The sequence below is a fragment of the Collimonas sp. GW821-FHT07E08 genome (assembly GCF_059418905.1).
On record NZ_JBWKQR010000016.1, the window covers coordinates 71,783 to 88,468 of the forward strand.

Below are 16,686 nucleotides of genomic sequence, written 5' to 3' on the forward strand. Positions count from 1 at the left end.
GCTATCGTTTGTTTATAACGCTGACCAGCTTGCCGGCGATTTGGTTCACCGGCAGGATGGCGTCGGCCGCATCGAGCAAGGCTGCCGCTTTCGGCATGCCGTACACGGCGCTGGATTGGCGGTCCTGGGCGATCGTGTAATACCCTTTGTCGCGCATGGCTTTCAGGCCCAGGGCGCCGTCGCGCCCCATGCCGGTGAGCAGGATGCCGATCGCCTTGCCGGCCCATAATTCGACGATGCTCTGGAAAAAAACGTCAATCGACGGCCGGTAGGGATAGCCGCTGGGCTGTTCCGTATATCCCAGCTGGAACGGCCGGGTCAGGCGCAGGTGGTCGTCGGTCCCGGCCAGCAAGACCTGGCCCGGCGTCGGGCTGTCTCCGGCCAGCGCCAGCCGTACCGGCAGCCTCGACTGGCTGCTGAGCCATTCGGCCATGCCCGACGCGAACTGGGCATCCACGTGCTGCACCACCACCAGGGCTGCCGGAAAATCCGCCGGCAACTGCGACAGCAAGGTCGCCAGCGCAGCCGGGCCGCCGGCGGAAGCGCCGATGGCGACCAGGTATTTCGAATCGGGAGCCGGCAGCGGCGATTTCCTGCTGCCGGCCGCAATGGCGGTTGGGGCGCCTGAAGCTGCCGCCGGCGTGCCTTGTTCAGGCAGCGACTGGCGCTGGTTGAGCAGCTTTTCGATGGAGTCGATCTTGGCCAGCAAGCTGTTGACATCGTTGCGCGGATAGCCGCTCAGGGTGCTCGGGGTATCGATCGCATCGAGCGCGCCGTAGGCCATCGCATCATAGACCGCCGAGACATTGGCGCCGACGTCGCCGGTGACGATCAGGATCGCGCACGGCGTATGCGCCATGATATGGCGGGTGGCGGCGACGCCGTCGAGCACCGGCATCATCAGGTCCATCAGGATCAGGTCCGGCGCCTGCCAGGCGCACAGCTCGATGGCGCGCTGGCCATCCTCGGCAATCCAGATGATTTCATGGTCCTGGCGCTGGACCAGCGTGCGGCGCAGCGCTTCCACCGCAATTGGCGCATCGTTGACGATACCGATCTTCATGAATGCGCCTCGCCGATCAGGTCCTCCACTGCCTGTAGCAGGGTCTCGTCATGGAAACTGGCTTTGGCCAGGTAGTAGTCGGCGCCGGCTTCGAGCCCGCGCTGACGGTCTTCCTGGCGGTCTTTGTAAGATACGATCATGACTGGAATGGCTTTCAGCTGCAGGTTTTTCTTGATCAAGGTGACCAGTTCGATGCCGTCCATGCGCGGCATGTCGATGTCGGTCACCACCAGGTCGAACGGCTCGCTGCGCAAGGCGTTCCAGCCGTCCATGCCGTCCACTGCGACACGCACCGTATAACCGCGGCCGCTCAGCAGCTTGCGCTCCAGCTCGCGCACGGTGAGCGAATCGTCAACCACCAGCACGCGCTTGCTGGTCTGCGCTTGTTGCCGGCTGCTGTTGTTTTCAATCTTGCTGAGCTGGCCCTGGGCGATCAGTTTCTCGACTGAATTGAGCATGTCGGCGACATCCAGTATCAGCACCGGCGCGCCGTCTTCCATCAGCGCCGCCGCCGCGACATCCTTGATCTTGCCCAGGCGCGCGTCCAGCGGCTGCACCACCAGCATGTGCTCGCCCAGCAAGCGGTCAACCTGCAGGCCGTAGGTCTGTACCTGGTCGCCTATGACGACCAGGGCGATGCGGTCGCCGCCCGGGGCCGCATCGCCGCTCTGCAGGATCTGGCTGGCGGCGACCAGGCCGATCTGCCGATTTTCAAATGCGAAGTGCTGGCGGCCTTCCAGCGATTCGATCTGGCTGCGCTCCAATATCATGGTGCGGTTGACGTAGGCCAGCGGAAAGGCGTAGGGTTCGCCGCCTATGCTGACCAGCAGGCTGCGCACCAGCGACAGCGTCAGCGGCAGTTGCAGCTGGAAGCGCATGCCGTGGCCGGCTTCGCTGAAAATCTGGATGGTGCCGCGCATGCGCTTGAGCATGTTGTGGACCACGTCCAGGCCGACCCCGCGCCCGGAAATTTCGGTCACCGTGTCGCGCATGCTGAAGCCCGGCAGCAGCAGGAAATGCAGCAGCTCGGTATCGCTCAGGCGGCTTGCGGTGGCATGGTCCACCAGCCCGCGCCGCACCACGGCGGCGCGCAGCTGCTCCAGGTCGACGCCGTTGCCGTCATCGCTGATGGTGATCTGCAGCAGGCCGGCGTGGTGGCGCGCGGTCAGCGTGATCAAGCCTTCTTCGTCCTTGCCGGCGGCGCGGCGCTGCGGCGGCGCTTCGACGCCGTGGTCCAGCGCATTGCGCAACAGGTGCACCAGCGGGGCATCCAGCTGCTCCAGGATGTCGCGGTCAACCTGGGTTGCCTGGCCGTTGATTTCCAGCCTGACCTGCTTGCCCAAGGTGCGTCCGAGGTCGCGCACCATGCGGTCGTAGCCGACCACGCGGTCGGCGAACGGCCGCATGCGGCTGGCCAGCGCCTGGTCGTACAAGCGTTGCGCACGGCTGCTGTTGCGCCGTTCGAACAGTTCCAGTTCGGCCAGGCGTTCCGCCAGCATTTTCTGGCTGGCGTCGATATGCTGGCGGACCTCCTGCAACGCCATGAGGTGATCGCCTGCGAGATTGTCCTCGCGCAGCGAGTCGTGCAGGACTTCCAGCGATTGCGCGGAGTTTTGCTGCAGCCGTTTCAGGCGCAGCAGGGATTCGTTGAACGCCGGCAGCCAGCGCGATTCGACCAGCGATTCGCCGGACAGGCTGACCAGCTGGTTCAGGTGCGCGGCGGTGACGCGCAGCATGCGGTCGCCCTGGTCCTGGTTCTTGATCTTGTCCAGGTGCTTGCCGGGTGCGGTTTCATCGGCTGCCGCCATTGCCTCGTCCGCTTCCGTTGCGGCAAGCGCAATCGCCGCTTCCGGCTCGCGGGCGCGGTCGTCGGCTTGCTGCAAGCTGTTTTCCAGGCCGCGCAGGAAAGTTTCGATTTCCTTGCGGCCGCTGCCGGCCTGCCACAGTTCCAGGTCTTCGGCGCTGGCGGCGATCCGCTGCAGCAGGTCGACGCCATGCAGCAGCTGGTCGATACGGCGCGGCCCGAGCTGGACTTTGCCCTGCTGCGCCGAGACAAAACAGTCTTCCATGACGTGGGTGACGTCGACCCCGGCCTGGATGCCGACGATGCGCGCCGCGCCCTTGATCGAATGGGCGGCGCGCATGCAGGCTTCCAGCTGTTGCGGCGAGGGTGCGCGTTCAATCGCCAGCAAGCCGCTGCTCATGACTTGCGCCTGGGTGTCTACTTCCAGGCGGAACAGGTCGAGCATGGAGGCGTCGCGCATATCGTCGGCGTTCATGCCAGGCTCCGGTCCAGCGTGTGGAACAGCAGTTCCTGGTCCAGCAAGCCGACGCTATGCCCGTTCCATTGGACCACGGCATGGGTGAAGTGGCCGGCGGCGCGCGTCAGCGTGGTCGGCACCGGCTGCCAGGCGGAAGCGGCGACACGCAAGGTGCCATGCACTTCATCCGCGGTGAAGGCGGTGGTCTGGCCGTTGTGCCGGACGATCAGCATGCGCCGCAGCAGTTCCTGGCGCGCTGTCGCCTGGCTGTCGTTGCTGATGCCGAGCATCGCCGCCAGCGACACGCAAGTCACCAGCGCCCCGCGGATATTGCTGATGCCGAGCACGACGGCGTTTTGCCGGTGCGGCAAACGGTGCACGGTGCGCAGCTCGGTGATCTCTTCCAGCAGCGCGGTCGGCAGCGCCAGCCATTCTTCGCCGATGCGGAACAGCAGCAAAGACTGCTGGCCGGCTGTGTTTTCCGCCGGCTTCTCGGCTTGTTCGCGCCAGCCGTCGCCGATGTCGTCCATCTGCAAACGGTCGAGCAGCTCGGCTGCGGCGCGTGCATGCACCGGGCAGTTGCGGCAGTCAATGTGCAGCGCCAGGCGCTCGCACGAGGAATCGCCGCGCACGCCGATGCGGTTCCAGCAGTCGTCGATCAGCGCGGTGTCGATTTGATAATCAAGTGGTGTGCTCATGATTGCCACATCATACGACTGACCGGCGCACCGTAATAGCCGGTCCGGGAGTGAAGGGCAGGTGCCGTGGTCAAGTGCATGTCAGGACGGATTGTTTTCTGCCGAACGCCGCGCGCGCTGTTGCAGGAGCCGGGCGCCGGCGGCGTCGCCCTGGGTTTGCAGCAGGGCAGCCAGGTGCGTCATGGCGCCGGCATGGGCCGGTTCCAGGTACAAGGCCTTGCGATAGCAGTCCGCCGCAGCTTGCCTGCGGTCGGCGGCGTCGTGGATCAGGCCCATCAGGTAGTATGCGGCGGCCGATGCCCCATGCTGCCGGATCAGCTGTTCGCACAGGCTGGCGGCTTCGCCCAGCTTGCCCTGGTCGGCCAGCAGCTGCACCTGTGCCAGGGTGGCCTGCGGCAGCGGTGGCGAATCCGCCGCGGACCTGGCCTTGGGCGGCACGGTGCGCATGGCGGCCGGTCGTGGCGCAGGACGCGCCGGCGGCTGCGGTGCGAAGACGGCGGCCGGCGCCGGTTTGGCCGCATCCTGCCTGGGCGCGCCCTGGCGGAAGGCGAAGGCCATCGGCGCCTTGATCGGCGTCAGCGCATGCTGCATCATCAAGGCGCTTTCGGCCGGACCGACAAACAGCAAGCCCTCAGGCGCCAGCCGCTGGGTCAGGATGGTGACAGCCTGGTGCTGGGTGGCGCGGTCGAAATAGATCAGCAGGTTGCGGCAAAAGATGATGTCGTAAGGCGCTTCGCCATACAGCAAGCCGGGCGTAAACAGGTTGCCCTGGATGAAGCGTACCTGCTGGCGCACGGTTTCCGACAACGCATGACCCTGTTCGTTGAGGGCAAAATAGTGATCGCGGAACGCCAGCGAATCGCCGCGGAACGAATTCTTGCCGTATACCGCCTGGCGCGCAATGGCCAGCGATTGCGGGCTGATGTCGATGGCGTCGATGCGGAAATGCTGCGGCGGCATGCCAATGTCCAGCAATGCCATTGCAATCGAATACGGCTCTTCGCCGGTAGAACAGGGCAGGCTCAGGATGCGCAAAGGCAGGCTGGCGCTGACCGGCCGCTGCGGCTGCAGCTGCACCATTTCGTTGAACGCCTCGCGGTTGCGGAAGAACCAGGTTTCCGGGACGATGACCGATTCGATCAGGTGCAGCTGTTCCTGCTCCGACATCTGCAGCAGCAGCCAGTAGGCGTCAAGGTCGTCGAGGCCGCTTTTGTCGCGCCGTTCGTGCAAGGCGCGCTCAAGCATGGGCCGGCCGATGGACTGGACATCCAGCCCCATCGTACGTTTCAGCATGGTCTCGAATTTTTCCAGCGGCATTATTGCTCCGCGGCCGGAAACAATTGCGCCCGTACTTCAGGCGGCAGCAGGTCTTGCACCCGGACCGACTGGATCAGTCCGCGCGTATCGTCGGTAACCGGCCCCAGGTAAGGCGCGTCGCTGTGATCGAGGCCGCTGCTGCGGAACTCGGACGGTTCGCGGCGCATGATTTCGCTGGATTTTTCCAGCACCAGTCCCAGCAGGCGGCTGTCCGGACCCGGAGCCGGATAGTGCACCAGCACGATGCGGGTGCTGAGGCGGCGCTGGGCAGGGCGGCCCAGCGCCAGCTGGCTGAGGTCGATCACCGGCACCGACTGGCCCTGGTAGGTGAACACGCCGGCCACCCAGGGCGCGGTCGCCGGCATCTGTTTCAGGCTGACCAGCGATAGCACTACCGCTACCTCGCTGGTGTCGAGCGCGTAATGGTCCTGGCCGATTTTGAATAATAAGAAAAGCATGGGGAGCAACTCCGCGGCTGCCTCAGCCGAGCTTCAGCTTGAAACGCGAGACGCCGTTGCGCAAACCGTTGGCGGTCAGTGTCAGTTCGTCGATCGCCTGGCTCGACTGGCGCAGCGATTCCACGCTTTGCTGGGCGGCTTCGCTCAGCTGGGTCAGCGCCTGGCTGATCTGTTCGGCGCCGATGGCTTGCGCCTGCACCCCTTCGTTGACCGACTGGAAGCGCGGCGTCAGGGCCTGCACCTGCTGGATGATCTGCGACAGCTGGGTGCCGACGTTCTGCACGTCGGCGATGCCGCGCCGTACTTCTTCGGAAAATTTGTCCATGCCCATGACGCCGGCCGATACCGCCGACTGGATCTCTTTCACCATCTGTTCAATGTCGTAGGTGGCCACCGCGGTCTGGTCGGCCAGGCGGCGGATTTCGGTCGCCACCACGGAAAATCCGCGGCCGTATTCGCCGGCTTTTTCCGCTTCGATGGCGGCGTTCAGCGACAGCAGGTTGGTTTGCCCTGCGACCTTGGTGATGGTGGTCACCACTTGGTTGATGTTGCTGGCCTTTTCGTTGAGGATGGCCAGCTTGGCATTGACCGAACCGGCTGCATCCATCACGTGGTGCATGGTGTCTTCCATCTGGGTCAGGCCGGCCTGGCCGGTGCCGACCAGCCGCGCCGCTTCCTCCGCCCCGGACGACACTTCGTTCATGGTGTTCACCAGTTCGCGCGAGGTGGAATAGATCTCGCGCGACGTGGCGCCGATCTCGGTGGTGGTGGCCGCGGTTTCGTTGGCGGTGGCTTGCTGCTGCTTGGCGGTGGCGGCGATTTCGACCACCGAGGTGGTGACCTGCACCGCCGATTTCTGCGCTTGCCCGACCAGTCCGGTCAGTTCGTCCGACATGCGGTTGAGGCCCGCTTCCAGCGCCTGGAATTCATCGTGGCGGTTGAGGTTCAGGCGTTGCGACAGGTCGCCGGAGCGGATCACTTCCAGCGCCGCGATCAGGTCCGCCATCGGTCGCGTGATGGCGCGCAGCAGGAAGAAGCCGCAGATCAGGGCCGAGACCAGGGCAATCACCAGCGCCACCAGCAAAGTGCTTTTGGCGACCGCCACCGCGGCTTCGATCTTGTCCACCGAGCGCACTTCGGCCTGCTGGTTGAAGTCGCGCAGCTGGGTAGCGGCGTTGCGCCCAACCTGCCAGGCCGGTTCCAGCTGCTGTATCAGCAGGGCGCGGGCTTGTGCATTCTTTTGTGAATCGTCCAGCTTCAAGACCTCGGCCATGAGCCGGTCGTACTGGACGCGGGCAGCCTTGAAGGCGTTGAAATTAATCCGGTCCTGGTTTTCGAAAATGGTCTTGTCGTAGTCCAGGACCAGCTTGTCCATTTTCTCGGCGTCGGCGTGGATGGTCGCCAGGTCCTGCTTGCGTTCATCCGGATTGTCCAGCGCCACCACCTGCAACACCAGCAGGTAACTCTGGAACCAGGTCGAACGTATGCCTGTGCTCAATTCCAGGCCGGGCATGGAATCGGTCTGGAAACTGGTGGTTTCGTGTTCGATCGCCGCCAGCTTGAGATAGGTGATGCCAGCCATGGATCCCATCAACGCCAGGATCAGGCCGAAACTGACCAGCATTCTTTGCCGAATAGTCCATTGCTTCACGTGTTATCTCTCCTGTCGTTGATCGGTGGTCGGCGCGTTCTCCTGGCCCGCGGTTCGAGAACGGCTTGAAATTGGCGAACTGACAACTGCGCCATTCTGGTGAGTTTCTAAGTGGATACAATAAACCAGTCAGATCGAAAGCGGGCGACTTTTTGGCAATGCCGGAACAGTGCCGGGCGCCGATTATTGCAGATTTTTGGATACTGATTTGTATATCATTGTGAAATCTCGAAGGTAACAATCAATAATCCCTTGTGCCGTCGCCGGCGGCGATTCCGATTGTCAAACCGCCGCCGCCAGATCCGCTCCGGTTCCAGCGCCTGGCGCTGTTGCGCACAATTCTCGTCTCCTACCCCTTCAGCTATGCAGCGGCGCTGCCGTTAATGCATAGGAGAGCAGCAAATGCTTCCCGTGCCGGCGCCTCGGCGCCGCATGTTATCGATAATTGCCAAGGCAAACGGAGACCCATTCATGAACAGATTATCTTTTACGCAGAAACTGTGGCTGCCGTTGCTGGTCAGCCTGGTCGCACTATTTTCTATCTCCGTATTCAATGCTTATCAGGCGCGGCAGATCCGGCTGGAAGAGCGTAAAAGCGATTTGATCAATGTCTCCAACGTCGCCATGAACGTGATCAAGGAATACGGCGCCATGGCTGCCAGCGGGGCCCTCGGCAAGAGCGAGGCGCAGCAGCAGGCGCTGGCGCGGCTGAAGGCCATGCGCTATGGCAAGGACGGTTATTTTTCGGTCTCGACCTCGAATGAAGTAATGGTCATGCATCCGATCAAGCCGGAACTGGACGGCCGCAAGATGAGCGATTTCAAGGACCCCGAGGGCAACCTGGTGTTTGCCCTGATTTCCAAGGCCGGCAGCCAGAGCGGCGGCGGTTTCGTCGATTATGTCTGGCCGCGCGTCGGCTCCGCCGAACCGGTGCCGAAGATGTCGTTCGCGCTTGGCTACCAGCCGTGGGACTGGATCGCCACCACCGGCATCTATGTGGACGACCTGAACCTGGCTTTCATGCAGTCGCTGTACCAGGCCGGCGCCATCCTGCTGGTGGTGGCGCTGGCGCTGGTTGCGCTGGTGACCTATTCCAACCGCAGCATGCTGGCCGCGATCGGCGGCGATCCCGGCGCTGCGGCCGCTATCGCCAACCGCATCGCCGACGGCGACCTCAGCCTGGACATCGCGACCCGGCCCGGCGATACGCGCAGCCTGGTGTATGCCATGAAATGCATGCGCACATCGCTGCTGCACACGATCACCAACATCAAGAGTTCAGCCGACACCATCGCCACTGCCTCCGGCCAGATCGCCAGCGGCAACCTGGACCTGTCGAGCCGCACCGAACAGCAGGCCGGATCGCTGGAGGAAACCGCGTCGGCGATGGAACAGCTGACCTCGACCGTCAAGCAGAACGCCGACAATGCACGGCAGGCCAACCAGCTGGCGGTGACTGCTTCGCAGGTAGCGAGCAACAGCAGCGCCGTGGTGTCGCAGGTGGTGGACACCATGGGCAACATCCGCAGTTCGTCGAAGAAAATCGTCGACATCATCGGCGTCATCGACGGCATTGCGTTCCAGACCAATATCCTGGCCCTGAATGCGGCAGTGGAAGCGGCGCGCGCCGGCGAACAGGGGCGCGGTTTTGCGGTGGTCGCTTCGGAAGTGCGCAGCCTGGCGCAGCGTTCGGCGGCCGCGGCCAAGGAAATCAAGGTGCTGATCGACGATTCGGTGAGCCAGGTCGGCAGCGGCAGCAAGCTGGTCGAGCAGGCCGGCGCAACCATGGGCGAGGTGGTGACCAGCGTCAAGCGGGTGACCGACATCATCGGCGAGATCGCCACCGCCAGCCAGGAACAAAGCACGGGCATCGAGCAGGTCAACCACGCGATTGCGCAAATGGACGAGGTCACCCAGCAAAACGCGGCGCTGGTGGAACAAGCCGCCGCAGCCGCGGCGTCGCTGCAGGAACAGGCGGTCAACCTGGCGCAGATGGTGAGCGTGTTCAAGACCGGCAACGGCCAGGTCAGCCCGGCATTCGCTGCCGAACCGTCCGCGCGGGCGCGCAACATCACGCCGCCGCAGGCGCAATTATCGTCTAGGCCCGCAACGCGGCGAGTTGCAGCCTAGGTTTTATCTCATAGGGGAAGTATGAAAAATCTGAGTCTGAAAGCAAAACTGTGGCTGGTGCTGGCGGTCATGTGGCTGGGATTGCTGCTGCTGGCCGGCTGGTCGGCCTTGAATACCCGCGACACCATGATGAAGGAGCGCGAGGCGGGGCTGAAGAATGTGGTGGAAACCGCGGCCGGCATCGTCAAAGGTTATGCCGACGACGTCGCCGCCGGCCGGCTCAGCCTGGCGGATGGACAAAGCCAGGCCCTGCAGCGCATCGGCACCATGCGCTATGCGCAGGACAACTACGTGTTTGTCTTCGATTCGCAGCCGGTGGTGCTGATGCACCCGACCAGCAAGGATATCGTCAACAAGAACGTCGGCGAGCGCAAGGATACCGACGGCAAGCTGTATTACGTCGAAATGGTCAAGCTGGGCAAGCAGCAACAGCAAGGCATCGTCCATTACATGGGGCGCTTGCCTGGCACCACCGACACCCGCGCCGAGAAAATCAGCCAGGTGAATTATTTCGCGCCTTGGGACTGGTTCCTGGTGTCCGGCGTGTTCGTCAATGATGTGCAGGCGGCGTTTTACGACAACCTGCTCAGGCAGCTGCTGATCATGTTTGTGATCGGCGTGACGGTGTCGGCGACCATGCTGCTGATCATCCGCAGCGTGACGCGCAGCCTGGGCGGAGAACCCAGCTATGCCGCCGCCATCGCCGCCAGGATCGCCGGCGGCGAACTGGATGTGACGGTAGTGGTCGACGGCAAGGACAAGTCCAGCCTGCTGCATGCCATGCGGCAGATGCAGCAGCAGCTGGCGGCGGCCATCACCGAAATCCGCGAGGGCACCCACAATATCGGCGCCTCGATCAAGGAAATCTCGGCCGGCAACAGCGACCTGTCGGCGCGCACCGAGCAGCAGGCGGCTTCGCTGCAGCAGACCGCGGCCAGCATGGAGCAGCTGACCGCCACCGTGCGGCAAAACGCCGACAACGCCCGCCAGGCGGGCAACCTGGCGCAGAGCGCTTCCGATATCGCCGCCAAGGGCGGCGAGGTGGTCGGGCAGGTGGTGCATACCATGCAAGGCATTACCGACAGCTCCAGGCGCATCGCCGACATTATCGGCGTGATCGACGGCATTGCGTTCCAGACCAATATCCTGGCGCTGAACGCGGCGGTGGAGGCGGCCCGGGCCGGCGAACAGGGGCGCGGTTTTGCGGTGGTCGCGGCCGAGGTGCGCAACCTGGCGCAGCGCAGCGCCCAGGCTGCCAAGGAAATCAAGGAACTGATCGGCGATTCCGTCGACAAGGTGGACGGCGGCTCCGAACTGGTGGCCAGGGCCGGCCAGACCATGGATGAAATCGTGCAGGCGGTCAAGCGCGTGACCGACATCATGGCGGAAGTCACGGTGGCTTCGGAGGAACAAAGCAGCGGCATCGAACAGGTCAACCAGGCCGTGACGCAGATGGACCAGGTCACGCAGCAGAATGCCGCGCTGGTGGAGCAGGTAGCGGCAGCGGCCGGTTCGCTGGAAGGACAGGCGCAGCGCCTGCAGGATGCGGTGTCGGTATTCCACGTGGCCGAGCAGCAGCGCAGCAGCACCCCGCCGGCGCTTGCCAGGCGCGCAGAGCCGGCGCCGGTGAAACGCTCGTCGCCTCCGGTCCTGAAGACGGTCGCCGCCACCAAGACGCGCACCGACGCAGGCAAGCCCGCATCCGTCAAGGTGCAGCAGACGCCGTGGAAAGCGCCCGCGGTCAAGCTGGCGGCATCCAACGCGGATGACTGGGAGACTTTTTAGGCGGTCGGCGAGATGCGGTCGGCAGGGCGCCGGCGGCCCTGAACCGGCTGGATGAAAGAAACGGCGCACGGCGGCAGTCAAGAGGTATACTCGGGAACTATCGAAGATGCCTGTTTGCGGTGACCGCAAACGGGCGATGCGGATGATGTTTTGCCAAACATCCTGATCTGCTCCCTGCCTACCTACACTGATCGAGACCAATCAATGCGCTTGAATTCCACCACTGTCGAATTGCCTTCGGCCGACCGTCCCGCAGGCGCCTTATGACGGCAAGCGAACAGCCTGTGATCCATTGGATCGAGGAAGATCAGCCGCGTTCAGCGCGCTGGCGCTCGGAAAACGGCAACGCCGCACCTAAACGGGTCGTGATTGCCGACGACCGGATGACCGCCGACACCGCTTACCGCCTGGCTTGCGAAGGCACCGGCATGCTCTGGCGCGGCGATTTCCAGAACGCCCGCCAGTTGCTGCAAGCGCTGGCGCGGCGCGCCGAGCCGAAGCCTGGCAAGCGCGGCAAGCCGCGCAAGCAGCCGGTTTCGCCGGTCGACGCCTTCAACCTGCACCGCCAGGCCCAATCGCAGCGGGCGCGCACCCTGGGCATGCTGTTGCTGCCGTTCGACGCCGACTACAGCATTCCCTTGCGCCGCGCACCCGATGTGCAGCTCGCTTGCAACGAAGCTTATGGCGCGCCGGCAGAGCCGTTCGTGGCGTCGCTGCGCGAACTGCTGGGCTTGATCGGCGCCCACGAGTGGCGCAAGAAGGGCGTCGAGATTGCCGCGCTGGGCGCGCGCATCCATCCGCACTACGGCGTGTATTCGCCGGTGCGCGGCGAATACATCGGACTGGCGGCAGCGGCGCCGTTGCCGTCCACCAGGCTGGCTTTTGATATCGGCACCGGCACCGGCGTGCTGGCGGCGTTATTGGCTAAGCGCGGCGTGGAACGCATCGTGGCCACCGACATGGATCCGCGCGCCCTGCGTTGCGCGCGCGAGAACCTGGTAAGGCTGGAGCTGGACGGCCAGGTAACGCTGCTGCAGGCTGACTTGTTTCCTGAAGGCCGGGCGCCATTGGTGATCTGCAATCCGCCCTGGATTCCGGCGCGGCCCAGCTCGCCCATCGAACATGCGGTGTACGATCCCGAGAGCCGCATGCTGCGCGGATTCCTGGGCGGCCTGGCGCAACATCTGGAACCGGGCGGCGAGGGCTGGCTGATCCTGTCCGACCTGGCTGAACACTTGGGCTTGCGCTCGCGCGCCGAGCTGCTGGCGGCGATCGAGGCGGCGGGCTTGAAAGTGCTGGGGAAAGCCGATGTCCGGCCGCAGCATCCGAAGGCCAGCGACGAAACCGATCCGCTGCACGCCGCGCGCGCCGCCGAGCTGACTTCCTTGTGGCGATTGGCGGCAGCTTGAACGGGGCCGATTGAAGAAGATCCGCTTTTTATTGCACCTTGGAAAATATTTGTTGTAAATTCACCGGTTTTTGTGGATATGACCGGCGATTTGTTGTTACCCAATGTTAACGATTGTGAAATATATAAGTTTGGCATTGCTGCAATTAAGCTCCAAATCTAGGCTATCTCTGTTCATCTGACGGCAAAACGGTGAATGCAGGGTCGCGTGGCCTGTCCTGCAACCGATGCAGGCAGTCATCGCGGTATCTCGGGATAACACTGGAAGTGGACGAAATGAACAAGAGCAAGGGTAGGCAGCTTCCGCCAGATCCGCTATTGCCTTTGGACGAATCCGAGCTCGGGCTTGACGATCTGTTCGTGGCCAGCGCCAGGCAAGACCTGGCCAGCATCGAGCAAGCCTTGGCCAGCGGCGACTACTGCGCCATGCAGCAGACGGTGCACCGGCTGAAGGGAGCGGCGATGATTTTTCGCATGGCAGCGATGGTCGACGCCACGCTGCATATCGAAGCCGTCCTGAATACGGGACTGGCCGTCGATCACGCGCAGCTGGCAGCGGCCTGTCTCGCCTTGCGTCGCCAGGTTGAACTGCTTTAGCTGCATCGCTATCCGGTAAAACGGCTATAGTCTCTATATCAAAATCCCAACTTGATATGGAGAGCTCATGGCGTCTGTACATTTACAAAGCAGCACTGGCTATGTCCAGCAAATCCAGGCCCGGTCGCACCAGTTGCAGGCCGACGAACCGCTCGACAACGGCGGCACCGACAGCGGCCCGGCGCCCTACGAACTGCTGCTGGCCGGACTGGCAGCCTGCACCTCCCTGACTTTGCGCATGTACGCCGACCGCAAACAGTGGGAGCTCGGCCTGATCGATGTGCGGCTGCGCTTTTCGCGCGACGAGCAAGGACGGGAAAGGATCGATCGCACGGTCGCCTTTGGCGCTTCGCTCAGCCCGGAACAGATCGGCAGGCTGGGGGAAATCTGCGAGAAGACGCCAGTCACCAAGACCATCAGGCAAGGTACGGAAATCCTGACCACCTTGAATCCGGCTCGGCTTGAGCCGCACGCTTGACCCATCCTGAGGAGAAACGCATGTCAAAGATCGTCGGAGTGGCCGGCAGCCTGCGCAGCGGCTCGCTGAACGCCGCCTTGCTGCGTGCGGCAGCCGAGCTGATGCCGGCCGGCTCGGCGCTGGAAATCGGCACCATCAAAGGGATTCCTCTGTATGACGCCGACCTCGAGCAGGCCGAGGGCATCCCGCCGGCGGTGGCGCTGCTGAAAGAACAGATCGCGGTGGCCGATGCGCTGCTGCTGGTGACGCCGGAATACAATAATTCGATGCCGGGCGTGTTCAAGAACGCGCTCGACTGGCTGTCCCGGCCGCCGGCCGACAGCGCCCGCATTTTTCGCGGCCGCCGGGTAGCGGTGATCGGCGCTTCGCCTGGCGGCTTCGGCACCGTCCTGGCGCAGAATGCCTGGCTGCCGGTATTGCGCACGCTGGGCATGCAGCCTTGGTTCGGCGGCCGCCTGATGGTGTCGCACGCCGGCAAGGCATTTAACGAAAACGGTGAGCTGGTCGATGAGCAGGTGCGCGAACAGCTCAGGGAATTCAACCGGAATTTTGTCGAGTTTCTGAAAAACTGAAATGAAATTCAAAGACTATTACAGCGCCCTTGGCGTCGAACGCACGGCCAGCGCTGCCGAAATCAAGCAGGCTTATCGCAAGCTGGCGCACAAATACCATCCGGACGTCTCCAAGGATCCGGCCGGGGAAGAAAAATTCAAGGATATCGCGGAAGCTTATTCGACTCTGAAGGATACGGAAAAGCGCGCCGCCTACGACCAGCTGGGCAGCCACCAGCCCGGTGAAAACGTTGAGCCGCCGCATGCCTGGCAGCAGGGGTTCAGCGATGGCGGAACTTCCTTTGGCGATGTCGACATGGCCGACATCCTGGCCGCTTTTGCGGCCTCGCGCCAGGGCGGCCGGCCGCGGCCGAGCAGGGGCGAGGACTACGAAGTCAATACCCCCATCACGCTGGAGCAGATTTACGACGGCGGTGAAACCGATGTCCGGCTGAGCATGCCTGAATACGACGAGCACGGCAAATTGCACCGGGTGCCGCGCACCTTCCGGGTCCGCATACCGAAAGGCGCGGAAGACGGCCAGCGCCTGCGCTTGTCAGGCAAGGGCGGGCAGGGCCGCGACGGCGGCAAGCATGGCGACCTGTATGTGACGATGAAGCTGATCCCGCATCCGCTGTACCGGGTTACCGGCAAGGACCTGTATTTCGATTTGCCGCTGACGCCGTGGGAAGCCGTGCTGGGCGCGGTAGTGCAGGTGCCGACGCTTGGCGGCAAGGTGGAATTGAATGTCCCCGCCGGCACCGCCGCCAACCGCCAGTTCCGGCTGGCCAAGCGCGGCCTGCCGTCCGCCGGCGGCGAACCGGGCAACCTGTATGCGGTGGTGAGGATAGAAGTGCCGCCGGCTCCCGCCGCACGCGAGCGCGAACTGTTCGAACAGCTCGCGGCTGAATCCAAATTCAATCCGCGCCTGCATCTTAATTAGGAGGGACGCCAATGACTGCTCTGCTAGTAGAAGCCGTTTGGTTAAACGACATTGCGTTGTGTTCGCTGGATGAGCTGGCGGAATTTTCCGGCCTTAGCCGCGACGAGCTGGCCGAACTGGTGGCGATTGGCGCTATCGAGCCGGACCGGGACTCGGCGCCGGCCTACGTGTTCCGCGCGCAGACGATCGTGCTGGCCAGGACGGCGCGCCGCCTGCGCGACGATTTCGAGCTCGATACGCACGGCGTGGCGATGGCGCTCAATCTATTGCAAAGGATACATGCGCTGGAAGCGCGGCTGGCGGCAATGGATGCCAAGCTGCCGCATTTGAGTTAGCGCCCCGGGCGCATGCGGGCGGATTTTCCGCGCGCTGCGCTTGGCAGCTTCACGCGTGGCGATGTTGATCCTTTTTGCCGATAAATACATCGCCATTTCATTACTTGATGTCGCGGGCGATGCCAAGATGGTGCCGCATCAGGGCGGAGGCCCATTCCCGGTTGCCGTTTTCCAGCGCCTGGATGATTTGCAGGTGTTCCTTGCATGAATCGATCTGGCGTGGATTGCGCTGAAATGCGATATGTTCGCTGACGCGCCGAAGCTGGTTTTGCTGCTGCACCGCCTGCAGCACGAAGCGGTTGTTGGAGAAACGCGCCAGCATTTCGTGGAAAGCGGCGTTGAGGGCAAAAAATGCGCTGGCCGAATAATCGGCTGGCGCCTTCTGCAATAATTTTTCATGCGCCAGGCGGCTGTTCTGCAGCTGGGCGGCGTCAACCTTGAACGTGCTCTCCAGCAGCCCGCCGCACTCCACCATGATCCGGAACTGGTAGCTCTCGGCCATCAGTTCCGGCGAGCCTATCGTCGACGGGAAGTTCCAGCCCTGGCCGCGGCGTTTCTCGATCAGGCCGTCAGCCGCCATGCGCACCAGGGTTCCCCTCAACAGGCTGCGCGGCACCGCGTAGCGCTCCAGGAAATCCGTCTCGGTCATGGTGTCCGGCAGCAGGTTGTTGGCGCGGTCGTCGATCAGGCGCAGATACAGGGTGTCGCCGCTGATGCCGCCGACCACCATTTCCGCGGCTGTTGCGGGCAGCGTATTGCTGCTGACGAAGTAGCCGCTGTTGACGTGATACTCCAGCAGTTCTTGCTCCGCTACCAGGCGCAACGCCGCCTTGACCGGCGTCCGCGAGACATCGAACTGGCTGGCCAGGCCTTCTTCGGTGAGATGGGTTCCTGCCGGCAGTTCACCGGTCGTGATCTGCTGGATCAGCCGGTTTGCCAGGTCAAGCTGCAATGGGCTGGGACGGCTGGGTTTTGTCGTTTTGCTCATTCTGTGCGTGGTCAGGTTTACAT

15 protein-coding genes are annotated in these 16,686 nt (G+C 63.4%); 8 read left to right on the forward strand and 7 right to left on the reverse strand.

What is annotated here, in order from left to right:
- Position 1: 1 nt before the first annotated feature.
- From AC07RZ_RS19725 to AC07RZ_RS19750, 6 genes are all read right to left on the reverse strand, one after another.
- Positions 2-1,063 carry a chemotaxis response regulator protein-glutamate methylesterase gene (locus AC07RZ_RS19725; RefSeq protein WP_494669231.1) on the reverse strand — a complete coding sequence of 354 codons (1,062 nt, stop codon included), beginning with the start codon at positions 1,061-1,063 and terminating at the stop codon, positions 2-4.
- On the reverse strand, positions 1,060-3,342 hold the full coding sequence (locus tag AC07RZ_RS19730; protein ID WP_494669232.1) for a hybrid sensor histidine kinase/response regulator: 2,283 nt from the start codon (positions 3,340-3,342) through the stop codon (positions 1,060-1,062). The genes AC07RZ_RS19725 and AC07RZ_RS19730 overlap by 4 nt, the downstream gene beginning before the upstream one ends.
- The gene (locus tag AC07RZ_RS19735; RefSeq protein WP_144736621.1) at positions 3,339-4,022 is read right to left on the reverse strand and encodes a chemotaxis protein CheW; all 684 of its coding nucleotides are present in this window, start codon (positions 4,020-4,022) and stop codon (positions 3,339-3,341) included. Before AC07RZ_RS19735 ends, AC07RZ_RS19730 begins: the two co-directional genes overlap by 4 nt.
- Before the next feature lie 81 nt (positions 4,023-4,103).
- Positions 4,104-5,339 carry a CheR family methyltransferase gene (locus AC07RZ_RS19740; protein ID WP_494669233.1) on the reverse strand — a complete coding sequence of 412 codons (1,236 nt, stop codon included), beginning with the start codon at positions 5,337-5,339 and terminating at the stop codon, positions 4,104-4,106.
- Entirely contained in the window at positions 5,339-5,797 is a 459-nt protein-coding gene (locus tag AC07RZ_RS19745) for a chemotaxis protein CheW (protein WP_494669234.1), read from the reverse strand. The genes AC07RZ_RS19740 and AC07RZ_RS19745 overlap by 1 nt, the downstream gene beginning before the upstream one ends.
- Before the next feature lie 22 nt (positions 5,798-5,819).
- Positions 5,820-7,448, reverse strand: a complete 1,629-nt coding sequence (locus AC07RZ_RS19750; protein ID WP_494669235.1) for a methyl-accepting chemotaxis protein — start codon at positions 7,446-7,448, stop codon at positions 5,820-5,822.
- 471 nt (positions 7,449-7,919) lie between these two features.
- Here AC07RZ_RS19750 and AC07RZ_RS19755 point away from each other — a divergent pair, with 471 nt between their 5' ends.
- The 8 genes from AC07RZ_RS19755 (at position 7,920) to AC07RZ_RS19790 (ending at position 15,675) form a co-directional block, all read left to right on the forward strand.
- Complete coding sequence (locus AC07RZ_RS19755; RefSeq protein ID WP_494669236.1) at positions 7,920-9,578, forward strand: methyl-accepting chemotaxis protein; 1,659 nt, start codon at positions 7,920-7,922, stop codon at positions 9,576-9,578.
- A gap of 21 nt (positions 9,579-9,599) precedes the next feature.
- Positions 9,600-11,363: a methyl-accepting chemotaxis protein gene (locus AC07RZ_RS19760; RefSeq protein WP_494669237.1), complete on the forward strand. Its 1,764-nt coding sequence runs from the start codon at positions 9,600-9,602 to the stop codon at positions 11,361-11,363.
- Between the two features lie 263 nt (positions 11,364-11,626).
- Positions 11,627-12,772: a methyltransferase gene (locus tag AC07RZ_RS19765; RefSeq protein ID WP_494669238.1), complete on the forward strand. Its 1,146-nt coding sequence runs from the start codon at positions 11,627-11,629 to the stop codon at positions 12,770-12,772.
- A gap of 323 nt (positions 12,773-13,095) precedes the next feature.
- Positions 13,096-13,368 (forward strand): Hpt domain-containing protein, encoded by a 273-nt coding sequence (locus tag AC07RZ_RS19770; RefSeq protein ID WP_494669239.1) that lies wholly within the window; start codon positions 13,096-13,098, stop codon positions 13,366-13,368.
- A 67-nt stretch (positions 13,369-13,435) separates the two neighbouring features.
- Positions 13,436-13,846 carry an OsmC family protein gene (locus AC07RZ_RS19775; protein WP_092393726.1) on the forward strand — a complete coding sequence of 137 codons (411 nt, stop codon included), beginning with the start codon at positions 13,436-13,438 and terminating at the stop codon, positions 13,844-13,846.
- A 20-nt stretch (positions 13,847-13,866) separates the two neighbouring features.
- Positions 13,867-14,418: an NADPH-dependent FMN reductase gene (locus AC07RZ_RS19780; protein WP_494669240.1), complete on the forward strand. Its 552-nt coding sequence runs from the start codon at positions 13,867-13,869 to the stop codon at positions 14,416-14,418.
- 1 nt (position 14,419) lies between these two features.
- On the forward strand, positions 14,420-15,340 hold the full coding sequence (locus tag AC07RZ_RS19785; RefSeq protein WP_494669241.1) for a DnaJ C-terminal domain-containing protein: 921 nt from the start codon (positions 14,420-14,422) through the stop codon (positions 15,338-15,340).
- A gap of 11 nt (positions 15,341-15,351) precedes the next feature.
- The gene (locus tag AC07RZ_RS19790) at positions 15,352-15,675 is read left to right on the forward strand and encodes a chaperone modulator CbpM (protein ID WP_494669242.1); all 324 of its coding nucleotides are present in this window, start codon (positions 15,352-15,354) and stop codon (positions 15,673-15,675) included.
- Between the two features lie 100 nt (positions 15,676-15,775).
- On the opposite strand, the gene AC07RZ_RS19795 is transcribed toward AC07RZ_RS19790, so the two are convergent.
- Positions 15,776-16,663, reverse strand: coding sequence for a GntR family transcriptional regulator (locus tag AC07RZ_RS19795; RefSeq protein ID WP_144736602.1), 888 nt, complete (start codon positions 16,661-16,663; stop codon positions 15,776-15,778).
- Positions 16,664-16,686: the final 23 nt, after the last annotated feature.

What these genes read in the sequence shown, in the direction of transcription:
- AC07RZ_RS19795 (WP_144736602.1), bottom strand. Translation starts at nt 16,663, where the DNA reads ATGAGCAAAACGACAAAACCCAGCCGTCCCAGCCCATTGCAGCTTGAC.
- AC07RZ_RS19745 (WP_494669234.1), bottom strand. Translation starts at nt 5,797, where the DNA reads ATGCTTTTCTTATTATTCAAAATCGGCCAGGACCATTACGCGCTCGAC.
- AC07RZ_RS19780 (WP_494669240.1), top strand. Translation starts at nt 13,867, where the DNA reads ATGTCAAAGATCGTCGGAGTGGCCGGCAGCCTGCGCAGCGGCTCGCTG.
- AC07RZ_RS19735 (WP_144736621.1), bottom strand. Translation starts at nt 4,022, where the DNA reads ATGAGCACACCACTTGATTATCAAATCGACACCGCGCTGATCGACGAC.
- AC07RZ_RS19725 (WP_494669231.1), bottom strand. Translation starts at nt 1,063, where the DNA reads ATGAAGATCGGTATCGTCAACGATGCGCCAATTGCGGTGGAAGCGCTG.
- AC07RZ_RS19775 (WP_092393726.1), top strand. Translation starts at nt 13,436, where the DNA reads ATGGCGTCTGTACATTTACAAAGCAGCACTGGCTATGTCCAGCAAATC.
- AC07RZ_RS19765 (WP_494669238.1), top strand. Translation starts at nt 11,627, where the DNA reads ATGACGGCAAGCGAACAGCCTGTGATCCATTGGATCGAGGAAGATCAG.
- AC07RZ_RS19740 (WP_494669233.1), bottom strand. Translation starts at nt 5,339, where the DNA reads ATGCCGCTGGAAAAATTCGAGACCATGCTGAAACGTACGATGGGGCTG.
- AC07RZ_RS19790 (WP_494669242.1), top strand. Translation starts at nt 15,352, where the DNA reads ATGACTGCTCTGCTAGTAGAAGCCGTTTGGTTAAACGACATTGCGTTG.
- AC07RZ_RS19760 (WP_494669237.1), top strand. Translation starts at nt 9,600, where the DNA reads ATGAAAAATCTGAGTCTGAAAGCAAAACTGTGGCTGGTGCTGGCGGTC.
- AC07RZ_RS19730 (WP_494669232.1), bottom strand. Translation starts at nt 3,342, where the DNA reads ATGAACGCCGACGATATGCGCGACGCCTCCATGCTCGACCTGTTCCGC.
- AC07RZ_RS19785 (WP_494669241.1), top strand. Translation starts at nt 14,420, where the DNA reads ATGAAATTCAAAGACTATTACAGCGCCCTTGGCGTCGAACGCACGGCC.
- AC07RZ_RS19755 (WP_494669236.1), top strand. Translation starts at nt 7,920, where the DNA reads ATGAACAGATTATCTTTTACGCAGAAACTGTGGCTGCCGTTGCTGGTC.